At 62.7% G+C, this 16,816-nt stretch carries 15 protein-coding genes; 4 read left to right on the top strand and 11 right to left on the bottom strand.

Going from position 1 to position 16,816, the window contains the following annotated elements:
- Positions 1 to 26 precede the first annotated feature (26 nt).
- The 3 genes from AC1Q7O_RS26250 (at position 27) to AC1Q7O_RS26240 (ending at position 3,195) form a co-directional block, all read left to right on the top strand.
- Positions 27 to 545, top strand: coding sequence for a hypothetical protein (locus AC1Q7O_RS26250; protein WP_492662159.1), 519 nt, complete (start codon positions 27 to 29; stop codon positions 543 to 545).
- Complete coding sequence (locus AC1Q7O_RS26245) at positions 542 to 1,276, top strand: hypothetical protein (RefSeq protein ID WP_492662158.1); 735 nt, start codon at positions 542 to 544, stop codon at positions 1,274 to 1,276. Before AC1Q7O_RS26250 ends, AC1Q7O_RS26245 begins: the two co-directional genes overlap by 4 nt.
- Before the next feature lie 77 nt (positions 1,277 to 1,353).
- Positions 1,354 to 3,195, top strand: coding sequence for a translation initiation factor IF-2 N-terminal domain-containing protein (locus tag AC1Q7O_RS26240; RefSeq protein WP_492662157.1), 1,842 nt, complete (start codon positions 1,354 to 1,356; stop codon positions 3,193 to 3,195).
- Positions 3,196 to 3,424: 229 nt separating this feature from the next.
- Here AC1Q7O_RS26240 and AC1Q7O_RS26235 read toward each other — a convergent pair whose 3' ends face one another.
- The 11 genes from AC1Q7O_RS26235 to AC1Q7O_RS26185 all read right to left on the bottom strand — a co-directional run bounded on the left by AC1Q7O_RS26235 (position 3,425) and on the right by AC1Q7O_RS26185 (position 15,746).
- On the bottom strand, positions 3,425 to 5,707 hold the full coding sequence (locus AC1Q7O_RS26235; RefSeq protein ID WP_492662156.1) for an FdhF/YdeP family oxidoreductase: 2,283 nt from the start codon (positions 5,705 to 5,707) through the stop codon (positions 3,425 to 3,427).
- Between the two features lie 26 nt (positions 5,708 to 5,733).
- A complete protein-coding gene (gene fdhD, locus AC1Q7O_RS26230) occupies positions 5,734 to 6,594 on the bottom strand; it encodes a formate dehydrogenase accessory sulfurtransferase FdhD (RefSeq protein WP_492662175.1) in 861 nt (286 codons plus the stop codon).
- 47 nt (positions 6,595 to 6,641) lie between these two features.
- Positions 6,642 to 7,349: an ABC transporter ATP-binding protein gene (locus tag AC1Q7O_RS26225; RefSeq protein ID WP_492662155.1), complete on the bottom strand. Its 708-nt coding sequence runs from the start codon at positions 7,347 to 7,349 to the stop codon at positions 6,642 to 6,644.
- 1 nt (position 7,350) lies between these two features.
- Positions 7,351 to 8,109, bottom strand: a complete 759-nt coding sequence (locus tag AC1Q7O_RS26220; protein ID WP_492662154.1) for an ABC transporter ATP-binding protein — start codon at positions 8,107 to 8,109, stop codon at positions 7,351 to 7,353.
- Positions 8,106 to 9,125, bottom strand: coding sequence for a branched-chain amino acid ABC transporter permease (locus AC1Q7O_RS26215; RefSeq protein ID WP_492662153.1), 1,020 nt, complete (start codon positions 9,123 to 9,125; stop codon positions 8,106 to 8,108). The genes AC1Q7O_RS26220 and AC1Q7O_RS26215 overlap by 4 nt, the downstream gene beginning before the upstream one ends.
- A gap of 10 nt (positions 9,126 to 9,135) precedes the next feature.
- A complete protein-coding gene (locus AC1Q7O_RS26210) occupies positions 9,136 to 10,014 on the bottom strand; it encodes a branched-chain amino acid ABC transporter permease (RefSeq protein WP_492662152.1) in 879 nt (292 codons plus the stop codon).
- A gap of 107 nt (positions 10,015 to 10,121) precedes the next feature.
- Positions 10,122 to 11,273: an ABC transporter substrate-binding protein gene (locus AC1Q7O_RS26205; protein WP_492662151.1), complete on the bottom strand. Its 1,152-nt coding sequence runs from the start codon at positions 11,271 to 11,273 to the stop codon at positions 10,122 to 10,124.
- Between the two features lie 18 nt (positions 11,274 to 11,291).
- Positions 11,292 to 12,083 (bottom strand): alpha/beta fold hydrolase, encoded by a 792-nt coding sequence (locus tag AC1Q7O_RS26200; RefSeq protein WP_492662150.1) that lies wholly within the window; start codon positions 12,081 to 12,083, stop codon positions 11,292 to 11,294.
- Positions 12,080 to 13,687 (bottom strand): benzoate-CoA ligase family protein, encoded by a 1,608-nt coding sequence (locus AC1Q7O_RS26195; RefSeq protein WP_492662149.1) that lies wholly within the window; start codon positions 13,685 to 13,687, stop codon positions 12,080 to 12,082. The genes AC1Q7O_RS26200 and AC1Q7O_RS26195 overlap by 4 nt, the downstream gene beginning before the upstream one ends.
- A 33-nt stretch (positions 13,688 to 13,720) precedes the next feature.
- Complete coding sequence (locus AC1Q7O_RS26190) at positions 13,721 to 15,277, bottom strand: 3,4-dehydroadipyl-CoA semialdehyde dehydrogenase (RefSeq protein WP_492662148.1); 1,557 nt, start codon at positions 15,275 to 15,277, stop codon at positions 13,721 to 13,723.
- Between the two features lies 1 nt (position 15,278).
- Complete coding sequence (locus AC1Q7O_RS26185) at positions 15,279 to 15,746, bottom strand: 4-hydroxylaminobenzoate lyase (RefSeq protein ID WP_492662147.1); 468 nt, start codon at positions 15,744 to 15,746, stop codon at positions 15,279 to 15,281.
- A gap of 94 nt (positions 15,747 to 15,840) precedes the next feature.
- Here AC1Q7O_RS26185 and AC1Q7O_RS26180 point away from each other — a divergent pair, with 94 nt between their 5' ends.
- Positions 15,841 to 16,776 (top strand): helix-turn-helix transcriptional regulator, encoded by a 936-nt coding sequence (locus AC1Q7O_RS26180; protein WP_492662146.1) that lies wholly within the window; start codon positions 15,841 to 15,843, stop codon positions 16,774 to 16,776.
- Positions 16,777 to 16,816: the final 40 nt, after the last annotated feature.

Below are 16,816 nucleotides of genomic sequence, written 5' to 3'. Positions count from 1 at the left end.
CGGGGCGTTAGCAAGACTACCCGGGCATGACCCACTATGAACGCCATGTCATGTCCAAGTTCCACCTGGCCGCCAAGCCGGCACTCGTCAACCTGCTCCAGCTGCTGATTGGAGCGCTGGTTCACCTGCACGGCAACTCGCCGCACGCGATTTGCCAGGGCGCGGATGTGCCGGCGCCCGTCATCTGGCCTGGCCTCAAACTGGCCCTCATCGTCTGCCTGCTGCTGCGTAACGCCGTTGGTCGCGCTTGGGTCGCGGAGCTCTACGCGGTCTTGGCTGCCCTGCATATTCTGATGTCGATGGCGGCACCGGAGGCACAGATTGCTTGGGACTGGCCCAATCGCCTGACGCTCTGGTCCTTGCTCTATCCCCATGGTCGCAGCACAAGTGACGAGGCGCCTGCAAAAATCACCAGGCGCCGCCGTAGCCAGCGCGCCCGGCGGCGCAGGTCGGCCGCCAACAAGTCACGCGCCCTCGTCATTGGCACGCAAGGTGGCAAGGGCGTTGAGCCTGATAGAACGCAACAGGAGGGGGAGCTCCAATGAACTGGGAGGAACTGCGCACGCTCGTGCTTGAGTACAACGCCATGGGCGCGACCAACCCTGGTCGTCCCCTGCTGCGGAGCCGCATCGCGAAGGCGTTGGCCGGCGCTGTGTGGTCCAGCGCGAGCGACGGCAACACTCATCTTCTGAAGGGCGATCTCCTGACCAAGCTCGTGAGCGAGGAGATCCGCCGGCATGGCAGTCCGGTTATCAAGCAACAGCCCGCCAGCGCTATGGCAAACGGATTCTTGGAGGCCAACGCGCTGAAGGCGAAGGACCGAGCCACCTTCCTGACCGCGGTCGTTGGTGGCTTTCGCAACGATGGCGATGGTGGGTTGGAGGGCTACGTGAGGCGGCTGGTGCAGCACTACCTCCATGATGTGAGCCAAGCCCTGCAACGCGCTGCGGATCCCAAGAGAGCAGCCAGGAATCCTGAACTTCGGGCAGCCTTGATCGGCGGGATTCGCCCGCTGAACGAGACCGATTGGCCGGTCGACAGCACTGGCAACCTACTGGATTTCGCGGACGAATTCTCGGAGGGGGACCGCAGCTTGGTGGCCGCGCTAGACGCGTTCCGATCAGCGCTTGATCCTATTGATCAAGCTGTTCTGGATTTGCTGCTGCAGGATTCCGATCTTCAACAGAAGGAGATTGCAGCGTTGAATCGCGTCTCGGAGGCAACCGTTGCGTATCGCAAGCGAGCGATGGCCGAACGGCTGAAGAAATTCCTCTGAAGCCAAGACCGGGCGGCCGAGAGCGCGGCCGTCAAAGAGAATGTTAGTTTCCCGCCAGCACATCCAACGCACCCGCAATGTCACGTACTACCGTCGCCCAGTTTGCCTCCGAGTTGAGTAAGCCGGTGGCCACGCTGATGGAACAGTTGGCTGCTGCTGGCGTCAGAAAGGGGTCGGCGCAAGAGCAGCTAACTGAGGCCGACAAGGAGCGATTGCTTGATCATCTCAGGGCCGCCCATGGCACCGCTGGCGCAGATCGCAAGAAGATCACCCTCGTTAAGAAGCAGTCCGGCTGGGCCGATGGCTCTGCCCCCAGTGGCAAGTCCCGCACCATTGAAGTTCAGGTAAAGAAGCCCCGAGTTTTCTCACCTAAGCCGGGTGGTGGAACTGTTCAATCAGCAGCGGTTGCAACCAGCGCCACTGCACTTGGCGCGGACGACGCTTCTGGGGCGCAGCCACAGGGCGCGGTACTCGGCAGCGCTGATGCCGCCGCTGCCAAGCTCCGACCCCAGCCTGTTGAGGCTGACCGACGTCGCGAGGCCGCCGAGGCGGAAGCAGCGCGTATTCGAGCGATGTTGGCCGCGCGCACTGCGGCGCAATCGCCGACCATCCGTTCTGATCAGAACAGGGGCTCGTCAGGGGGCGCTCTGGAGCTTCAGCTCAGCGACATGGCTGCCCAGGCCTCGGCTGCTCCGCCCTCTGGCGCGGCGCCTAGAGAGCCGGATGAGCACCCGACTGCGTGGAAGCCGAGCCCCGCTGATCAAGATTGGGCAAGACGAGTTGCTCGACGCATCGTTTTGCAACAACTGACTCCGCGAGCAGGAACGATCGATAAGGCGGCTGCCAGGGCGTTGGAATGGTGGCGTTTGGCGGAGGGCGGACTGTCGAAAGTTCCTGAGGGCGCGGGTCGGAGCACTGTGGTTCGCATCGCCGACGGCAACGGGGGATACTTCTTCCGCAAGCGATTTAGCAAGGGCGACGATCGCTGGGAAGAAAATGAATCGCTGAACCTGCACTACATAGGCCGTGCGGACGGTGACAAGCGGCAAGGCCTGAGGCAGCATGTCGGATGGCTGCGTGGAACATATGCCGGCGAAGGGTCTCGGCTTGACTTGATGGAGACGCTCGATTGCGGTCCCAATCTTGAGGCTTGGCTGAGCTGGTGTCCTACAAGTGTCGTCGAGCAGTGGCCTATCCCCATCTTTGCGCAGCCGGAGTTTCTTGCGGCAGTCACGCGCCAGACGCTCATTGGGCTGGAGAAGCTCAGCGAGTTCGGTGTCGTGCACAACGATATCTACGATCGCAATCTGTGCCTGGAACTGCCAAGGAAGAGCTCTTTGGCACACCCCTTCCAGTCGGCGACGATCGAACTGTCGTCTCTGACTGTCCGCTTCATCGATTTCGAGACGGCCTTCAACCCGAGGACCCTTCGCATCGCACGACTTCCAGACGAGCGGACCTCTCCATTCGCTGCCGCATGCTTTAACAAGGCGCTGGAGTTCTCCGAGCATGAGGCCGCGCCATACCTCAGTGGCATTGACTTCGGCAGTGACCTCTGGTCGCTGGGATGGTGCCTGCGGGAATGGCACGCGCTTGCCAGCGGCTTCTACCAATCATGGATCACGGCAGTCGCGGATAAGTTTGGAGCTGCCCATCCCGCCGCGCTTGGCGCCGAGCGGATCGCGTTGGCGCAAGGTACTGGCCTGGCCATGATTGATGAGTTCGTCCTTGACCTGCAGGCGCAAGACCGTGAAACGGCCATGGTGGGGAATAGGGAGTTCTCTAAGCGCAGGGCGCCACATGCGCTGCTCCGCAGCCAGCTTGAGAGCAAGTTTCGATCAATCATTGCTACGGGCAAGTACGCACATCGTGAAGTCCGATTCATTGACCCGACCGAGCCGCTCATAGCCGGGATCTGATCGTCCGACCGTCTGCAGCGACTGAAGCTGCGGGCAGCGCCGAAGACAGCGACCAAGCTTCGCAGGGCGGCCTCGGTGCCGGCTCGGATGTAGGCCCTCCTCCATAGCCCAAGGCCATGACCTGCATGTCCATCTCGGCAACCACCTCCAGAGCGATCACTCCAAGCCTGGCACCTGTCATGCCGGCATCCGCATGCAGCCGTCACCGAGGACAGCCAAAGGGTTCTTATTAATGTTGGGCGACCAGAACAACCGGGATGAACTTCGATGACGGCGTGCCAGCCGATATCGCTGTGGCTGCTAGTGGCACAAGCGGGTTTGTCTCTGGGTAGTAGGCTGCGAGACATCCCCGCGGAATGTCGTAGCTGACGAGCTTGAAGCCATCCACCCGACGTTCTTGATCGTCATCCCAGACGGTTTTCAGATCAACGAGATCACCGTCCTTTAGGCCAAGCGCGCGGATGTCCTCACGATGGATGAACACGACCCTGCGCTGACCAAACACACCGCGGTAGCGGTCGTTCATGCCGTAGATCGTGGTGTTGTACTGGTCGTGCGATCGGGTGGTAAACAGCGCGAAGACGATGGTGTCTCGTCTGCCTTCTCGTGCGCGATGCACTGGCGTATCGGTGGGGACGCCATGTGCAAGGAAGGACGCCTTTCCCGAGGCCGTCGCCCATACCCTCTCGCTTGCAGTATTCCGAAGACGAAAGCCACCTGGGACCTGGACGCGCTTGTTGAAGTCCTTGAAGTCGCTGAAAACTTCTTCGATCTTGTCTCGGATGCGCGAGTAGTCCTCGATCAGCCACAGCCATGGCACCCTCGTCCACGGGCCCAGAGTTGCACAAGCCAACCGCGCGACTATGGCTGGCTCGGACAGTAAGTTCTCGGAGGCGGGCGCGTTGATGCCATAAGAGAGGTGCACCATGCTCATCGAGTCTTCAACCGTCACGCCTTGAGGCCCTTCGGCCTGCATGTCGATCTCGGTCCGGCCAAGGCACGGAAGGATCAGTGCCTCGCGACCGTGGACGAGGTGGCTTCTATTGAGCTTCGTGGTGATGTGGACCGTGAGGTCGCACTTCCTGAGGGCGCGCCACGTTTCATAGGTATCAGGCGTCGCGGCGGCAAAGTTCCCGCCCAAGGCCACGAAGACCTTTCCTCGACCTCTCAGCATCAGTTGGATGGATTCGACAGTGTCCACGCCATCTTTGCGCGGAGGCTCGAAGTCAAATACTTCCTTCAACCTGTCGAGCAGCGAGGCAGGCGGCTTTTCCCAGATGCCCATCGTGCGGTCGCCCTGCACATTGCTGTGGCCTCGCACTGGACAAGCGCCTGCGCCTGGTCGACCGATGTTTCCCCTAAGTAGCAGCCAGTTGATGATCGTCTGGATGGTCGCCACGGAATGCTGATGCTGCGTGATGCCCATGCCCCAGCAGGCGATCACGCTGCCCGCATTGCGATAGACCTCCGCGACAGCGCGGATCTGCTCTTCGCTGATGCCCGACTCCTGAACCAACAGCGACCACGATTCCTGGCGGAGGTCCTCAAGTAGGGCATCGATGCCCTCCGTGTGTTCCTGGATGAATGCGTGATCCAACACACCGCCCTGTGCGTCCTCCAGTTCGACCAGGTGCTTCATCATGCCCTTGACCACGGCAAGGTCGCCACCGACCTTGACCTGAAGGTAGTGCGTGCTGATTGGTGTGGAGCCGCGCGTTGCCATCTCCAGCTTGTCTTGAGGGTCGGCGAACCGCTCCAGGCCGCGCTCTCGTAGCGGATTGAAGCTGACGATCTTGGCTCCGCGTTTCGACGCAGCCCTCAGTTCGCCCAGCATCCGCGGATGGTTGGTGCCGGGGTTCTGGCCAAAGATGAAGATGGCATCGGCCTTCTCGAAGTCTTCAAGCGTGACCGTGCCCTTGCCGACACCGATCTGCGGTCGCATGCCCGAGCCGCTGGGCTCATGGCACATGTTGGAGCAGTCGGGGAAGTTGTTCGTGCCGTACTGGCGAACGAACAGTTGGTACAGGAACGCGGCCTCGTTGCTGGCGCGCCCCGACGTGTAGAACATGGCCTGGTTCGGATCACGCAGGGCGTTGAGATGGCGAGCGACCAGAGCGAACGCCTGGTTCCAAGCGATCGACACGTAGCGGTCCGTGGTCGCGTCGTAGACCATCGGTTCAGTCAGACGGCCCTGGTCCTCGAGGAAGAAGTCGCTCTTCTGCATGAGCGAGGTGACGGTGTTCGTTGCGAAGAAGTCGCGCGTGACCCGTCGAGCGGTGGCCTCTGCCGCGACCGCCTTTGCCCCGTTCTCGCAGAACTCAAACGTCGAAGCGTGGTTTCGATCCGGCCAGGCGCAGCCCGGACAGTCGAAGCCGTCGGGTTGGTTGGCGGAGAGCAGGGTCTTCGCGCCCTTGAGGGGGATGTCTTGGCGCAAGAGCGCCTGGCCAACGCTCTTCAGCGCCCCCCAGCCACCGGCGGGGCCATCGTAGAACTCAATCTTCTGTTCGCTCATCGCATGAAACTCCAGTCGCCAGCCACTCAGCCGCGACGCGGGAAGAGGATGCGGTCGGGGAAGGTGTAAGCCACAAAGTTGCTCTGGCGGGCAAAGCCGATCAGGCAGACGCCGGCGCCTGTGGCGACGCGCTGTGCGCGTTCCGTAGCGGCAGATATGGCCACAAGCATGGACACGCCCGCCATGGCCGTCTTCTGGACCATCTCGAAGCTTGCCCGGCTGGTCACAAGCAAGAACCCCGTCGACGGGTCTATCTGTCGCACGAGCATGGCGCCGATCACTTTGTCGAGCGCGTTGTGGCGGCCGACATCCTCCCTGCAAAGGACCACCGAGCCATTTAGGTCGCACCAGGCCGCAGCGTGTACTGCGCCCGTCGATCGTTGCAAGACCTGGAATCGCTGGACAGCTTTCAGGGCTTCCGCAATGGCGGTGGCTTGCACCGCTGGACGCGCTCGAAGCGGAGGCGGTGAGAGGTGGACATGTTCAAGACTCTCTGTGCCGCAGAGGCCACAGCCCGTCCTCCCCGCCAGATTTCGTCGGCGGTCTTTGAGCCGCGCGAAGCAAGCGCTGGATACCTCAAGGTGGGCTTCGATGCCGAGCGCGGTTGTCTCGACGTCCACGCCGTACAACTCGGTTCTTCGTTGCAGGAAGCCCTCGGTGAAGGCAAAGCCTATGGCCATGTCTTCGATGTCCAGGGGTGTCGCAAGCATGACCGCATGGGACAGCCCATTGAACACCAGGGACACGGGCACTTCTTCCGCGACCCAATCCGTGGTCTGGGCCTGTCTCCCGCCCCGGTTCAGCAGAACCGTTACGTGGGCGGAACCGGGAACCTGCTGACCGGGTTCACTATCCGCCGTGCACGTATCTGCCGCCTCTACTGCCACGGGAGTCCACCGCAAGATCGGATCAAGCGAGCGCGTCTGCGTCCGCGTCAGACGCCCAGGAGCGCCGACAACGTCGAGCTGTTGGCGACCTCGGCGGAGCTGCCCTGCAGCACGATCTGACCTTTCTGAAGGACGATGGCCCGGTCGCTGCGGCTGAGGATCTTCTTGAAGTCGCGGTCGACGATCAGCGTCGCGATGCCGCTCGCCTTGATCTCGTCGATGACACGCCAGATGTCCGCCACGATGAGCGGTGCCAAGCCTTCAGTCGCTTCGTCGAGGATGATGAGGTCGGGGTGGGTCATCAGCGCTCTGCCGATGGACAGCATCTGCTGTTCGCCGCCAGAAAGCTGACCGCCGAGGTGAGACAGGCGTTCGCTCAGCCGAGGGAACGTGGCAAGCACCCGTTCAAACGGCCAGTCGTGCCGACCGTCCTTGCCTCGGCGCGCCGCCATCACCAGGTTCTCGCGTACGGACAGATTGCCGAACACGCCGCGCCCCTCGGGCACATAGGCCACACCCATGCGGGCGACCTCGTGCGGCTTCGAGCGTGACACGTTGCGGCCACGCAGTGAGACTTCACCGCGTCGCTGAGCGACATGGCCCAGGAGGGTTCGGATGAGCGTGCTCTTGCCCATCCCGTTCCTGCCCATCAGCCCGACCGTCTCGCCCTTGCCAATCATGAGCCCGACACCGTGCAGCACGTGACTGCTGCCATACCAGGCGTGGATGTCGCGCGCCTCAAGCAATGCCGCCATGTCAGTGATCTCCGAGGTAAGCGCTCTGGACGAGCTTGTTGCTGCGGATCTCGTCCGGAGAGCCGGTGGCGATGACGCTGCCATTGACCATCACGGTGATGCGATCGGCGATGCGGAACACGGCATCCATGTCGTGCTCGACGAGAAGGATCGCGTGATCTGCCTTCAGGTCACGCAGCAGCGCCAGCATGCGTTCGGTCTCTTCGGCGCCCATGCCGGCCAGCGGCTCGTCCAAAAGCAGCACCTTCGGTCGCGTCGCGAGGCACATGGCGATCTCAAGCTGGCGCTTCTGGCCGTGGCTGAGCAGGCCAGCGGGTCGACTGAGGTAGTCGGACAACCCGGTTCGCTTCGCGACGCTGCAGGCCGTCTCCATGAGGTCGGCCTGCGCGTGCACCGACTGCCACCATTGCCAGGGGCGTTGTCGCGCGGCCTGGGCGGCGAGTCGGCAGTTCTCGATGACACTGAACTCGCCGTAGATGGTGTTGCGCTGATAGCTGCGGCCGAGCCCAGCCCGCGCGCGGCGGGGCTGAGACCAAAGCGAGACGTCCCGGTTCAGCAGTTCGACACGACCGCCCGATGGGGGGAACTGCCCGGAGAGCAGATTGATCAGCGTGCTCTTGCCCGCACCATTGGTGCCAATCACCGCGTGGACTTCACCTTGAAGCAGATCCAGGTTGACCTCATTGACTGCGACGAGGCCACCCCAGCGGCGGGTGAGCTGATGGCAGCGCAAGAGAGCCGGGTTGGCGGAAGACTTCATGCGCTGTGCTCCTGAGAACGCGGGGCCTCGCCGGCCTTGATTCGGTTCGTGCCCAGCAGCTTGCCGGCCAGGCGCTCTCTAATTTGTCGTGGAAGGCCAGCCAAGCCCTTGGGCATCACGGCGACGCTGAGGATGATGAACAGCCCCAAGCCGAGGTGCCAGTGTTTGGCGAAGCTGCCGAACACGGCCTCGCTGCGGAACAGCTCCTGCAGCAGGGTGAAGGCGAATGCGCCCAGCACTGCGCCGCGCAAATGGCCCATGCCGCCAAGGATGACCATGATCAACACCGAGCCGCTCAGATGCCAGCTCATCAGCTCCGGGTTGACGAAACCGTCCTTCACCGCGAACAGGAAGCCAGCCCAGCCTGCAATCGCACCGGAGAGCGTGAATGCAGCCAGCTTGTACGGATAGGTCGAGAAGCCCGTGGCCCGCATGCGCAGTTCGTTGACGCGGATGCCATCCAGCGCGCGTCCAAACTGTCCGCGTCGAAGAACCGCCAACAGCACGAAGGCTGCGACCAGGCTGAACAGCGTGAACCCGTACATCACGAGAGGCTTGTCCAGGTCGAGCCAGTCACCCAGCATCGGCTTCGCATAGAGGTAGATGCCGTCGGTGCCTCCACCCAGCGGCGTGTCGTGCACGACGTAGTACGCCATCTGAGCGAACGCGAGCGTCACCATGATGAAGTACACGCCCTGGGTGCGCAGTGACAGCGCGCCCACGATCAATGCGTAGAGCCCTGCCAAGCCGATGCTGATCGGCAAGGTGACCAGCAGCGATGCGGGTTCGCCCGAAGCCGGTGTGAACTTCACGGCGGCATAGGCACCGATGCCGAAGAACGCGGCCTGGCCAAAGCAAACCAGACCTGTTCCGCCAACGAGCAGTTCGAGGCTCAGTGCGAGGAGTGCGTAGATCATGATCTTGTTGACCAGGTCCACGCTGTAGGAGCTGCCGACCCATGGCCATGCGGCCAAGAAGACAAGCGCCCCGAGCAGAACGGCAATTTGAGTTTTCATCACCGTGCTTTCAAGACTTGAAGAGGCCCATGGGGCGCCAGAGAAGGATGATTGCCATCAGCACGTAGACCAGCACGCCAGAGGCTTGTGGAAGCAGGACCTTGCCGAACGTATCGACGAAGCCGATCAGCAGGGCAGCTAGCAGCGCTCCACGGACGGAGCCGATGCCGCCGATGACGACGACGACGAAGCAGATGATGAGGACGGAGCTGCCCATCCCGGGATAGACGCTCGATACCGGCGCAGCCACCATGCCTGCCAGGGCCGCGAGGGCGACACCGGCGGCGAACACGATGCGGAACAGCAGCTGGATGTCGATGCCTAAGCTCTGAACCATTTCTCGGTTCTGGCTGCCCGCACGGATCATCATCCCCAGCCGGGTGCGCGTGAACACCCACCACATGCCGATAGCCAGCAACACGCAGACGCCACTGACGAAGAGGCGGTAGACCGGGTAGGTCATCAACTCGCCCAACGGGATGGATCCCGAAAGAAAAGCTGGCGCGGTGACGCTGTAGACGTCGTCGCCGACGATCATGCTGCGCAGCTCCTCGAACACGAGGATCAGGCCATAGGTCATCAAGACCTGCTGCAGGTGATCCCGGTCATAGAGGTAGCTGAAGAATGCCCACTCCAGCGCGTAGCCGAGCACGACCGACAGCAGGATGCCTACCAGCAGTACGCTGAAGAACCCGCCACCGAACGTCGCGGCCACTGGCGCAGCGAGCGCGTAGGCCATGTAGGCCCCGATCATGTAGAAGCTGCCGTGGGCCAGGTTGATGATGCCCATGATGCCGAAGATCAGCGTCAGGCCGGAGGCGACAAGGAAGAGCAGTAGCCCGTACTGAAGCGAGTTCAGGCACTGGATGAGAAAGGTGGCGAGGTCCATGGCTCAAACGTGTTGGGTGTGCGGCTAGCCGCGACGGTCCGGTTTGACCGGCCGTCGGCGACGACTCGCAAGAGGGGCACGCGATGGAATCGCGCGCCAGTTGAGCCTTACATCCGGCAGCCGCGGCCCGGGTCGGCGAGCGCCTTGGCAGCGACGCTCACGAGCTTGTTCTCCTTGCCCACAACCTGGCGCAGATAGATGTCCTGCACAGGGTTGTGGTTCTTGCCCAGCGTGAAGGCGCCGCGTGGGCTGTCGACCTTCGCCTTGGCAATGGCGGCATCGAAGGCTTGGATGTTCTTCGCGTCACCCTTGGTCGCTGCGAGGCCCAGGCCCAGGACTTGCGCCGCGTCGTAGCCTTGGATGGCATAGACATCGGGCTGCAGCTTGAAAGTCTTGGCATAGGCCAGACGGAAGGCGCTGTCACGCGCAGAGCCTAGCGAGTCGGCGTAGTGCAGGGTGGTGAACATGCCTTCGGCATCGGCACCTTGAGCTTCCAGGGTGCCGTCAGTGACAAAGCCTGCGCCATACAGCGGGATCGACTTCTTCAGGCCAGCCGCTGCGTAGTCCTTGACGAACTTCACGGCGCCTGCGCCCGCGAAGAAGGTGTAGACGGCATCCGGCTTGGTCGCGGCGATTTCGGTCAGTAGCGCCTGGAACTCGACATTCGGGAAGGGCAGCGTCAGTTCCTTGACGACCTGGCCGCCGGCCTTCTCGAAGGATTCCTTGAAGCCGCCCACCGACTCGTCACCGGCGGCGTACTTCCAGGTGATGGTCACGACCTTCTTGACGCCCTTCTTGGCCATCACATCGCCCATCGCATAGCCCGACTGCCACATGCTGAACGAGCTGCGGAAAATGTTCGGTGCGCACATCGGGCCCGTGATCGCATGGGCACCGGCGTTGGGGACGATAAGCAAGGTGCCGGACTCTTTGGCCGACTTGGCCATGGCCATGGCGACGCCGCTATGCACGGTGCCGATCAGGACATCGACGTTGTCGCGCTTGATCAGCTTGTTGACGTTGTCCGTCGCCTTCGCGGGATCGGACTCATCGTCCACCTTGACGTACTCGATCTCGCGGCCACCCAGCTTGCCGCCTTGCTCCGTCACATAGAGCTTGAAGCCGTTCTCGATCGCCGTGCCCAGCTGGGCGAAGGTTCCCGTCGCCGGAAGCATCAGTCCGACCTTGAGCTTGCCTTGGGCGTGCGCGACGCCGGCGGTCAGCAGGGCCGCGATCAGAAGGGTTACGCGTTGAATCATGATGGTCTCCTGTGCCCCTCAGGTATGGGCTCGCTGGTGTTGTCGATAGAAGTTGTCGCAGGCGTCCAGCAACGCTTGCGGCTGATCCTTGTGGGGTGAATGACGGCAGTTGGTGATCTCGAGGAGCTGCGTTTGCGGTACGCGCCGCGCGATGCCTCGGATCTGTTCGAGCGTCCCGTACTCGTCGTCCAGCCCTTGGACGGCAAGCAGTGGGCAGTCGATGGTTTCGATCTCTTCGCCGATCTCCCAGGCGCGGAATTCCGGGTCGAGCCAGATGCGGTTCCAGCCCCAGAACGCCGAGTCCGGGTCATCGTGGTACCGGCCGAGGCGCTCACGCAGATCGGTATTCAAGTAGGCATCGCGCGCTGCCGAGATCGACGTCACAGAGATGTCCTCGACGACGATGTGCGGCGCCAGCACGATGGCGCCGGCGCACTCGTAGCGCGAGGCGTACAACAGCGCGATCGATCCGCCGTCGCTGTGACCGAAGAGCCATGGGCGCTCGATGCCGAATCTCTCCATCAGCTCCGGAAGCACTTCATGTGCCTGGCGGTGCATGAAGTTCGACAACCACTGTTCGCTTTCCGGGCGTGCCGTGGAGCGGCCGTATCCCGGGCGGGAGTACAGAAGGCCGCGCACTCCGAGGCGTTCGCAGAGTTGACGTGGGAAGTCCTTCCACATCGAAACCGAGCCCAGCCCCTCATGCAGGAAGACCATGACCGGCGCATCCGTCAGCTCAGCGTTGAGCCAGACGTATTCGACTTCGATCACTCGATCGCCGAACTGGATGCGCGCAAAACGCGGGTTCATGCTGCTGTCCTGGCGGTGGCTTCGAGCTGGCGCAGGCGGAAGCGCTGGATCTTGCCCGTTGCCGTCTTCGGCAATTCACCGACGAACTCGATCTGGCGCGGGTACTTGTACGCCGCGAGTTTGTCCTTGCAGAAGGCCTTCAACTCTTCTGCAGTCACTTGCCCCGTGGGCGTCAGGACCACGAAGGCCTTCGTCTTCATCAGACCCTCAGCGTCCTCGACGCCGATCACTGCGGCCTCGAGGATGGCCGGGTGCTGTACCAAGGTCGCCTCGACCTCGAAGGGGCTGACGTAGATGCCGCTGACCTTGAGCATGTCGTCGCTGCGACCGCTATAGGTGAAGGTTCCATCGGCATTGCGCACGTACTTGTCGCCGCTCTTGGTCCAGCCGCCCTGGAAGGTCTCGCGGCTCTTCTCCCGGTTGCCCCAGTACATGAGCGCACTGGACGGGCCGGCGATGTAGAGATCGCCTGGTTCACCGTCCGGTACCGCCTGGCCATCCTCGCCACGCAGTTCCACCCGGTATCCAGGCACAGGCCAACCCGTGGTGCCGTAGCGGACTGCTTCGGGCCGGTTGGACAGGAAGATGTGCAGCATCTCGGTCGAGCCGATGCCATCGACGATGGGCACGCCGAAGTGAGCTTGGAAGCGCTCGCCAAGTTCAGGCGGCAAAGCCTCTCCGGCACTGGACACCAGGCGGATGGCGGTCTCGCTACGCTTGGGAAGTGCGGCGGAGGCCAGCATTCCGGCAAACCCGGTGGGGGCGCCGAAGAACACAGTCGGGCGGACACCGCCAACGCCACCCGTCAGCCGCTTGAACGTGGCGTCGGGCGTGGGGCGCTCGGCCATCAGCACTGTCGTGGCGCCCACGGCGAGGGGGAAGCTCAAGCCGTTGCCCAGGCCGTACGCAAAGAAGAGCTTGGCTGCGGAGAAGCAGACGTCGTCCTCGCGCAGCTGCAGGATCCGCTTGCCGTATAGCTCCGCCGTCCAGTACGGATTGCCATGTGAGTGCACCGTACCCTTGGGACGACCGGTCGAGCCCGAGGAGTACAGCCAGAAGCCTGGATCGTCCGGATGCGTGGCAGCCGCCTTGGGCAGAGGCGCATGAGCATTGATGAACGACCCAAAGTTCATTTCACCGAAGTCCAGCGGCGCCACCGGGCGGGACACGATGACCTTCTGCACCTCGTTATCGCTCTTGACGAGGGCCGTCTTGAGGATGGGAAGCACGGCACCAGAGACCAGCACTACCTGGGCACGGGAATGCTCCAGCATGTACGCGTAGTCGTCGGGCGACAGCAGTGTGTTCACCGCGACCGGGACTGCGCCAGCAAACATGGCGCCAAGGAATGCGATCGGCCAGTCGTTGACGTCTTGCATCAAGAGCAGCACCCGCTCCTCGCGCTTCACGCCAAGGCTGCGCAAGCCAGTCGCCGCGCGTCGCACGCCTTCGTCCAACTGGGCGTAATTCAACGTGCCGAGGTCATCGATGAAGGCGATCTTCTCGGGACGGCAGGCGTTCTGGTGAAGAAGGTGCTCAGCCCAATTGAACGTCTCCGGTAGCGCGGGGACGTCGGTGGGGCTGGCAATGGTGGTCGGGCTCATAAGCTTGTCTCCTGATATGTTTTCTTTTCAAGCTCAGAGCGCCGAGATCACGCTGGGTGCGGCCTGGATGGCCGTTCGCCGGTGATAGAAGTTCAGCGCCCTGAGGCCGCCAAGCTCCTCACCACCGCCAGCGCGGCCGGGACCACCATGCAGCGATTGCGGCATCACGTTTCCATGCCCGGTCTGACTTGCGCAAGCCTCCGGGCTCACCACATGGACGCGACCGTGGAACGGGGCGAGTGCTTTGGCAGTGTTTGCCAGCGTTTGGGCGTCATCGCCATAGAGACTGACCACGAGCGAGCCAAGGCCGCGTTGCACTTGCTGTGCTGCCTGGGGCAGGTCGCGGTAGGGGAGCAGGGTCGCCACGGGACCGAAGACCTCGATGTCATGGACAGCGGATGTCGTTTCGACCGCTTTGGCGCTCGGGAGTGCGAACAGCGTGGGAGCGATGCAGCAGGCCACGGCAGCGTCGGCATCGATCAGGGTCGGGCGCCGGCCGTCGAGCACGATCTCCGCGCTGGCTGCGAGCTTGTCGATGCCCTCGCGCACGCTGTTGTACTGGGAGCGGCTCACGAGCGAACCCATCCGCACGTTCTCGTTGCGCGGGTTGCCGATCGTGGTCCGGTTCAGGCGATCGATCAGCGCTTCAGTCACCAGTGGCAGCAGTTCCTGCGGCACGAACGCGCGGCGGATGGCAGTGCACTTCTGGCCCGACTTGACCGTCATCTCTTTGCTGAGTTCCTTCACGAACAGGTCGAAGACTGGGCTGCCGGCCACGTTGCCAGGCAGCAGCACGGCGCTGTTGATGCTGTCCGCTTCGATGTTGGCGCGCACTGACAGGCGGGTGATCGCGTTATGTGACCGCAGGGTCGCCGCGGTCTCCGCAGACCCGGTGAAGCTGAGGACGTCGAACGGCTGCAACGCGTCCAGCAGGCCGGCCGAGCTGCCGCACACCACATTCAAGGCGCCTGCAGGCAGGACGCCAGCATCGACGACATCCTTGACCATCCGCTGCGTCAGCCAGGCGGTCGACGTGGCTGGCTTGATGACAACCGGAACGCCCGACAGCAGCGCTGGTGCAGCCTTCTCCCACAGGCCCCATGCTGGGAAGTTGAACGCATTGATGAACAGCGCCAGGCCGGCAACTGGCGTCTGCAGATGCTTGCTCTGGAAGCTGCCGTCCTTGGCGAAGTTGATCGCGTCGCCATCAGGGAGATAGTGACCATCGGGCAGCTGTGCTGCGAGCTTGGCAAACGTGGACAGCGTGTAGATCGCACCGTCGATATCCACCGCTGAGTCGTTCTTGACCGTGCCGCTGTTGGCCGTCGCGATCTCGTAGTAGGCATCACGGTTCTTCTGAAGCACCTGAACCACGGCCGCCAGCAACTCTCCGCGCTGACGATAGGTGAGGGAACGCAAGGCCGCGCCGCCGCGGGAGCGGGCGAACTCGAAACCTGCAGGCAGGTCCAAACCTGTGGCGTCAACGCGAACGAGTTCGGTGCCGAGCACCGGATCGAACAATGCGGTGCCGGGGCCTTCGCCGCTGACCCAGCGCCCGCCGATGTAGTTAGAAAGGGTCTCGATGAACATGTCAGGCCTTCGTGAATTCAATGGCGCCCTGGGGCAGCAGATAGAGAACGAGCGCACGGCCGCCGGTGACGGTCGGTGCATGAGAGCTGCCGGGGCCATAGACGACCCATCCAGCGCCTTGCCCATCAAAGCGGGCAGATTCATCAAGCGGCATGACAAGGTCGATCTCGCCATTCGGGTGCACGTGATGCGGCCCGGCGATCGAGTCCATGTCCACGACGTCCACCGAGAATCCGTGCAGGTCGTCCGTCGGCTTGAAGATGCGGCCGTACTTGATGCCGCCACCTTCACGTTGGCAGAGCCAGCCCTCGCGTACACCGGTCTCACACGCCAGCCGTAGCGCGTCGAAAGTGGAGGTGCCGGGCGCGTGGTGCGTGTTCAGCCAGTCCCGCAGGCCACTGTCCAGAGGGCGCTGCTGCAGTTCGACAGTCAGTGCGGACAGGTTGCGACGAAATTCCTGGGGGTCCATTGATTCACCTTGTTGGCGCATGACGTGGCAGACTTGAGGCCAGTGCCGTCATGCAGTATTGTGCGTACAGGCAATTTAGAACCACCACCATCCCATGTCAAGCACGATAATGCATGTTGACGGGTTATCACCTAGTGAAGACACCCAAGCCGGGGATGCCCCGGAACGGCACCCATTTCTTAGTCAGCTCGGAGAGCGCGTTCGCGCTCTGCGCTCACGCCGAGGGGTTACGCGCAAGACGCTGGCCGGCTTGGCGGATGTCAGCGAGCGCCACTTGGCCAATCTTGAATACGGGACCGGTAACGCCTCCGTCCTGATCCTGCTTCAGGTGGCCCAGGCGCTGCAGTGCTCCATGGCCGAGCTGATTGGCGATGTGACGACGTCCAACCCTGAGTGGCTGCTCATTCGAGAACTGCTGGAGCGTCGCGACGAAGGCACGCTGCGCAAGGTGCGGATCGCCATCGGCGATCTGCTGGGTGGGGGGCAAAGCCAGGAGGACAGGCCAAGAAGCCTGCGCATTGCACTCGTAGGGCTGCGCGGCGCCGGTAAGAGCACGCTGGGCTCAATGCTGGCCGAGGCGCTGGACTTCCCCTTTGTAGAACTGAGCCGCGACATCGAGAAGTTCGCCGGCTGCAGCGTGGGTGAGATCCAGGGGCTCTATGGCCAGGCGGCGTACAGGCGCTACGAGCGCCGAGCGCTCGAAGAAGCGATTCAGATCTATCCGGAGGCTGTTATCGCGACGCCTGGTGGCATCGTGTCAGATCCTGCGACCTTCAATCTATTGCTTGGGCATTGCTCGACGGTCTGGCTGCAGGCCGATCCAGAAGATCACATGGAACGGGTTGCTGCTCAGGGCGACATGCGACCGATGGCCGCAAGCAAGGAAGCAATGGACGATCTGCGCGCCATCCTTGCGGGTCGCGCAGCCTTCTACGCCAAGGCCGAGTTGCACGTGAACACGAGTTCGCAATCGCTGCCGCAAACCTTCGAACTGCTGCACGACCGGGTGAAGCACCTCATCGCAAACTAAGGGTAAGCACCGAGCACGCAAGTGCACTTTACTGCTTGAA

It is taken from the genome of Roseateles sp. GW823-FHT07B05 (genome assembly GCF_058794515.1).
Note: the sequence above shows the minus strand (reverse complement) of the source record. Positions and strands in the feature narration are given on the sequence as shown.

Coding starts and splice junctions, on each gene's coding strand:
- AC1Q7O_RS26195 (WP_492662149.1), bottom strand. CDS start 13,687: ATGAGCCCGACCACCATTGCCAGCCCCACCGACGTCCCCGCGCTACCG.
- AC1Q7O_RS26250 (WP_492662159.1), top strand. CDS start 27: ATGACCCACTATGAACGCCATGTCATGTCCAAGTTCCACCTGGCCGCC.
- AC1Q7O_RS26240 (WP_492662157.1), top strand. CDS start 1,354: ATGTCACGTACTACCGTCGCCCAGTTTGCCTCCGAGTTGAGTAAGCCG.
- AC1Q7O_RS26200 (WP_492662150.1), bottom strand. CDS start 12,083: ATGAACCCGCGTTTTGCGCGCATCCAGTTCGGCGATCGAGTGATCGAA.
- AC1Q7O_RS26205 (WP_492662151.1), bottom strand. CDS start 11,273: ATGATTCAACGCGTAACCCTTCTGATCGCGGCCCTGCTGACCGCCGGC.
- AC1Q7O_RS26190 (WP_492662148.1), bottom strand. CDS start 15,277: ATGTTCATCGAGACCCTTTCTAACTACATCGGCGGGCGCTGGGTCAGC.
- AC1Q7O_RS26220 (WP_492662154.1), bottom strand. CDS start 8,109: ATGAAGTCTTCCGCCAACCCGGCTCTCTTGCGCTGCCATCAGCTCACC.
- AC1Q7O_RS26210 (WP_492662152.1), bottom strand. CDS start 10,014: ATGGACCTCGCCACCTTTCTCATCCAGTGCCTGAACTCGCTTCAGTAC.
- AC1Q7O_RS26225 (WP_492662155.1), bottom strand. CDS start 7,349: ATGGCGGCATTGCTTGAGGCGCGCGACATCCACGCCTGGTATGGCAGC.
- AC1Q7O_RS26245 (WP_492662158.1), top strand. CDS start 542: ATGAACTGGGAGGAACTGCGCACGCTCGTGCTTGAGTACAACGCCATG.
- AC1Q7O_RS26215 (WP_492662153.1), bottom strand. CDS start 9,125: ATGAAAACTCAAATTGCCGTTCTGCTCGGGGCGCTTGTCTTCTTGGCC.
- AC1Q7O_RS26185 (WP_492662147.1), bottom strand. CDS start 15,746: ATGGACCCCCAGGAATTTCGTCGCAACCTGTCCGCACTGACTGTCGAA.
- AC1Q7O_RS26235 (WP_492662156.1), bottom strand. CDS start 5,707: ATGAGCGAACAGAAGATTGAGTTCTACGATGGCCCCGCCGGTGGCTGG.
- AC1Q7O_RS26180 (WP_492662146.1), top strand. CDS start 15,841: ATGTCAAGCACGATAATGCATGTTGACGGGTTATCACCTAGTGAAGAC.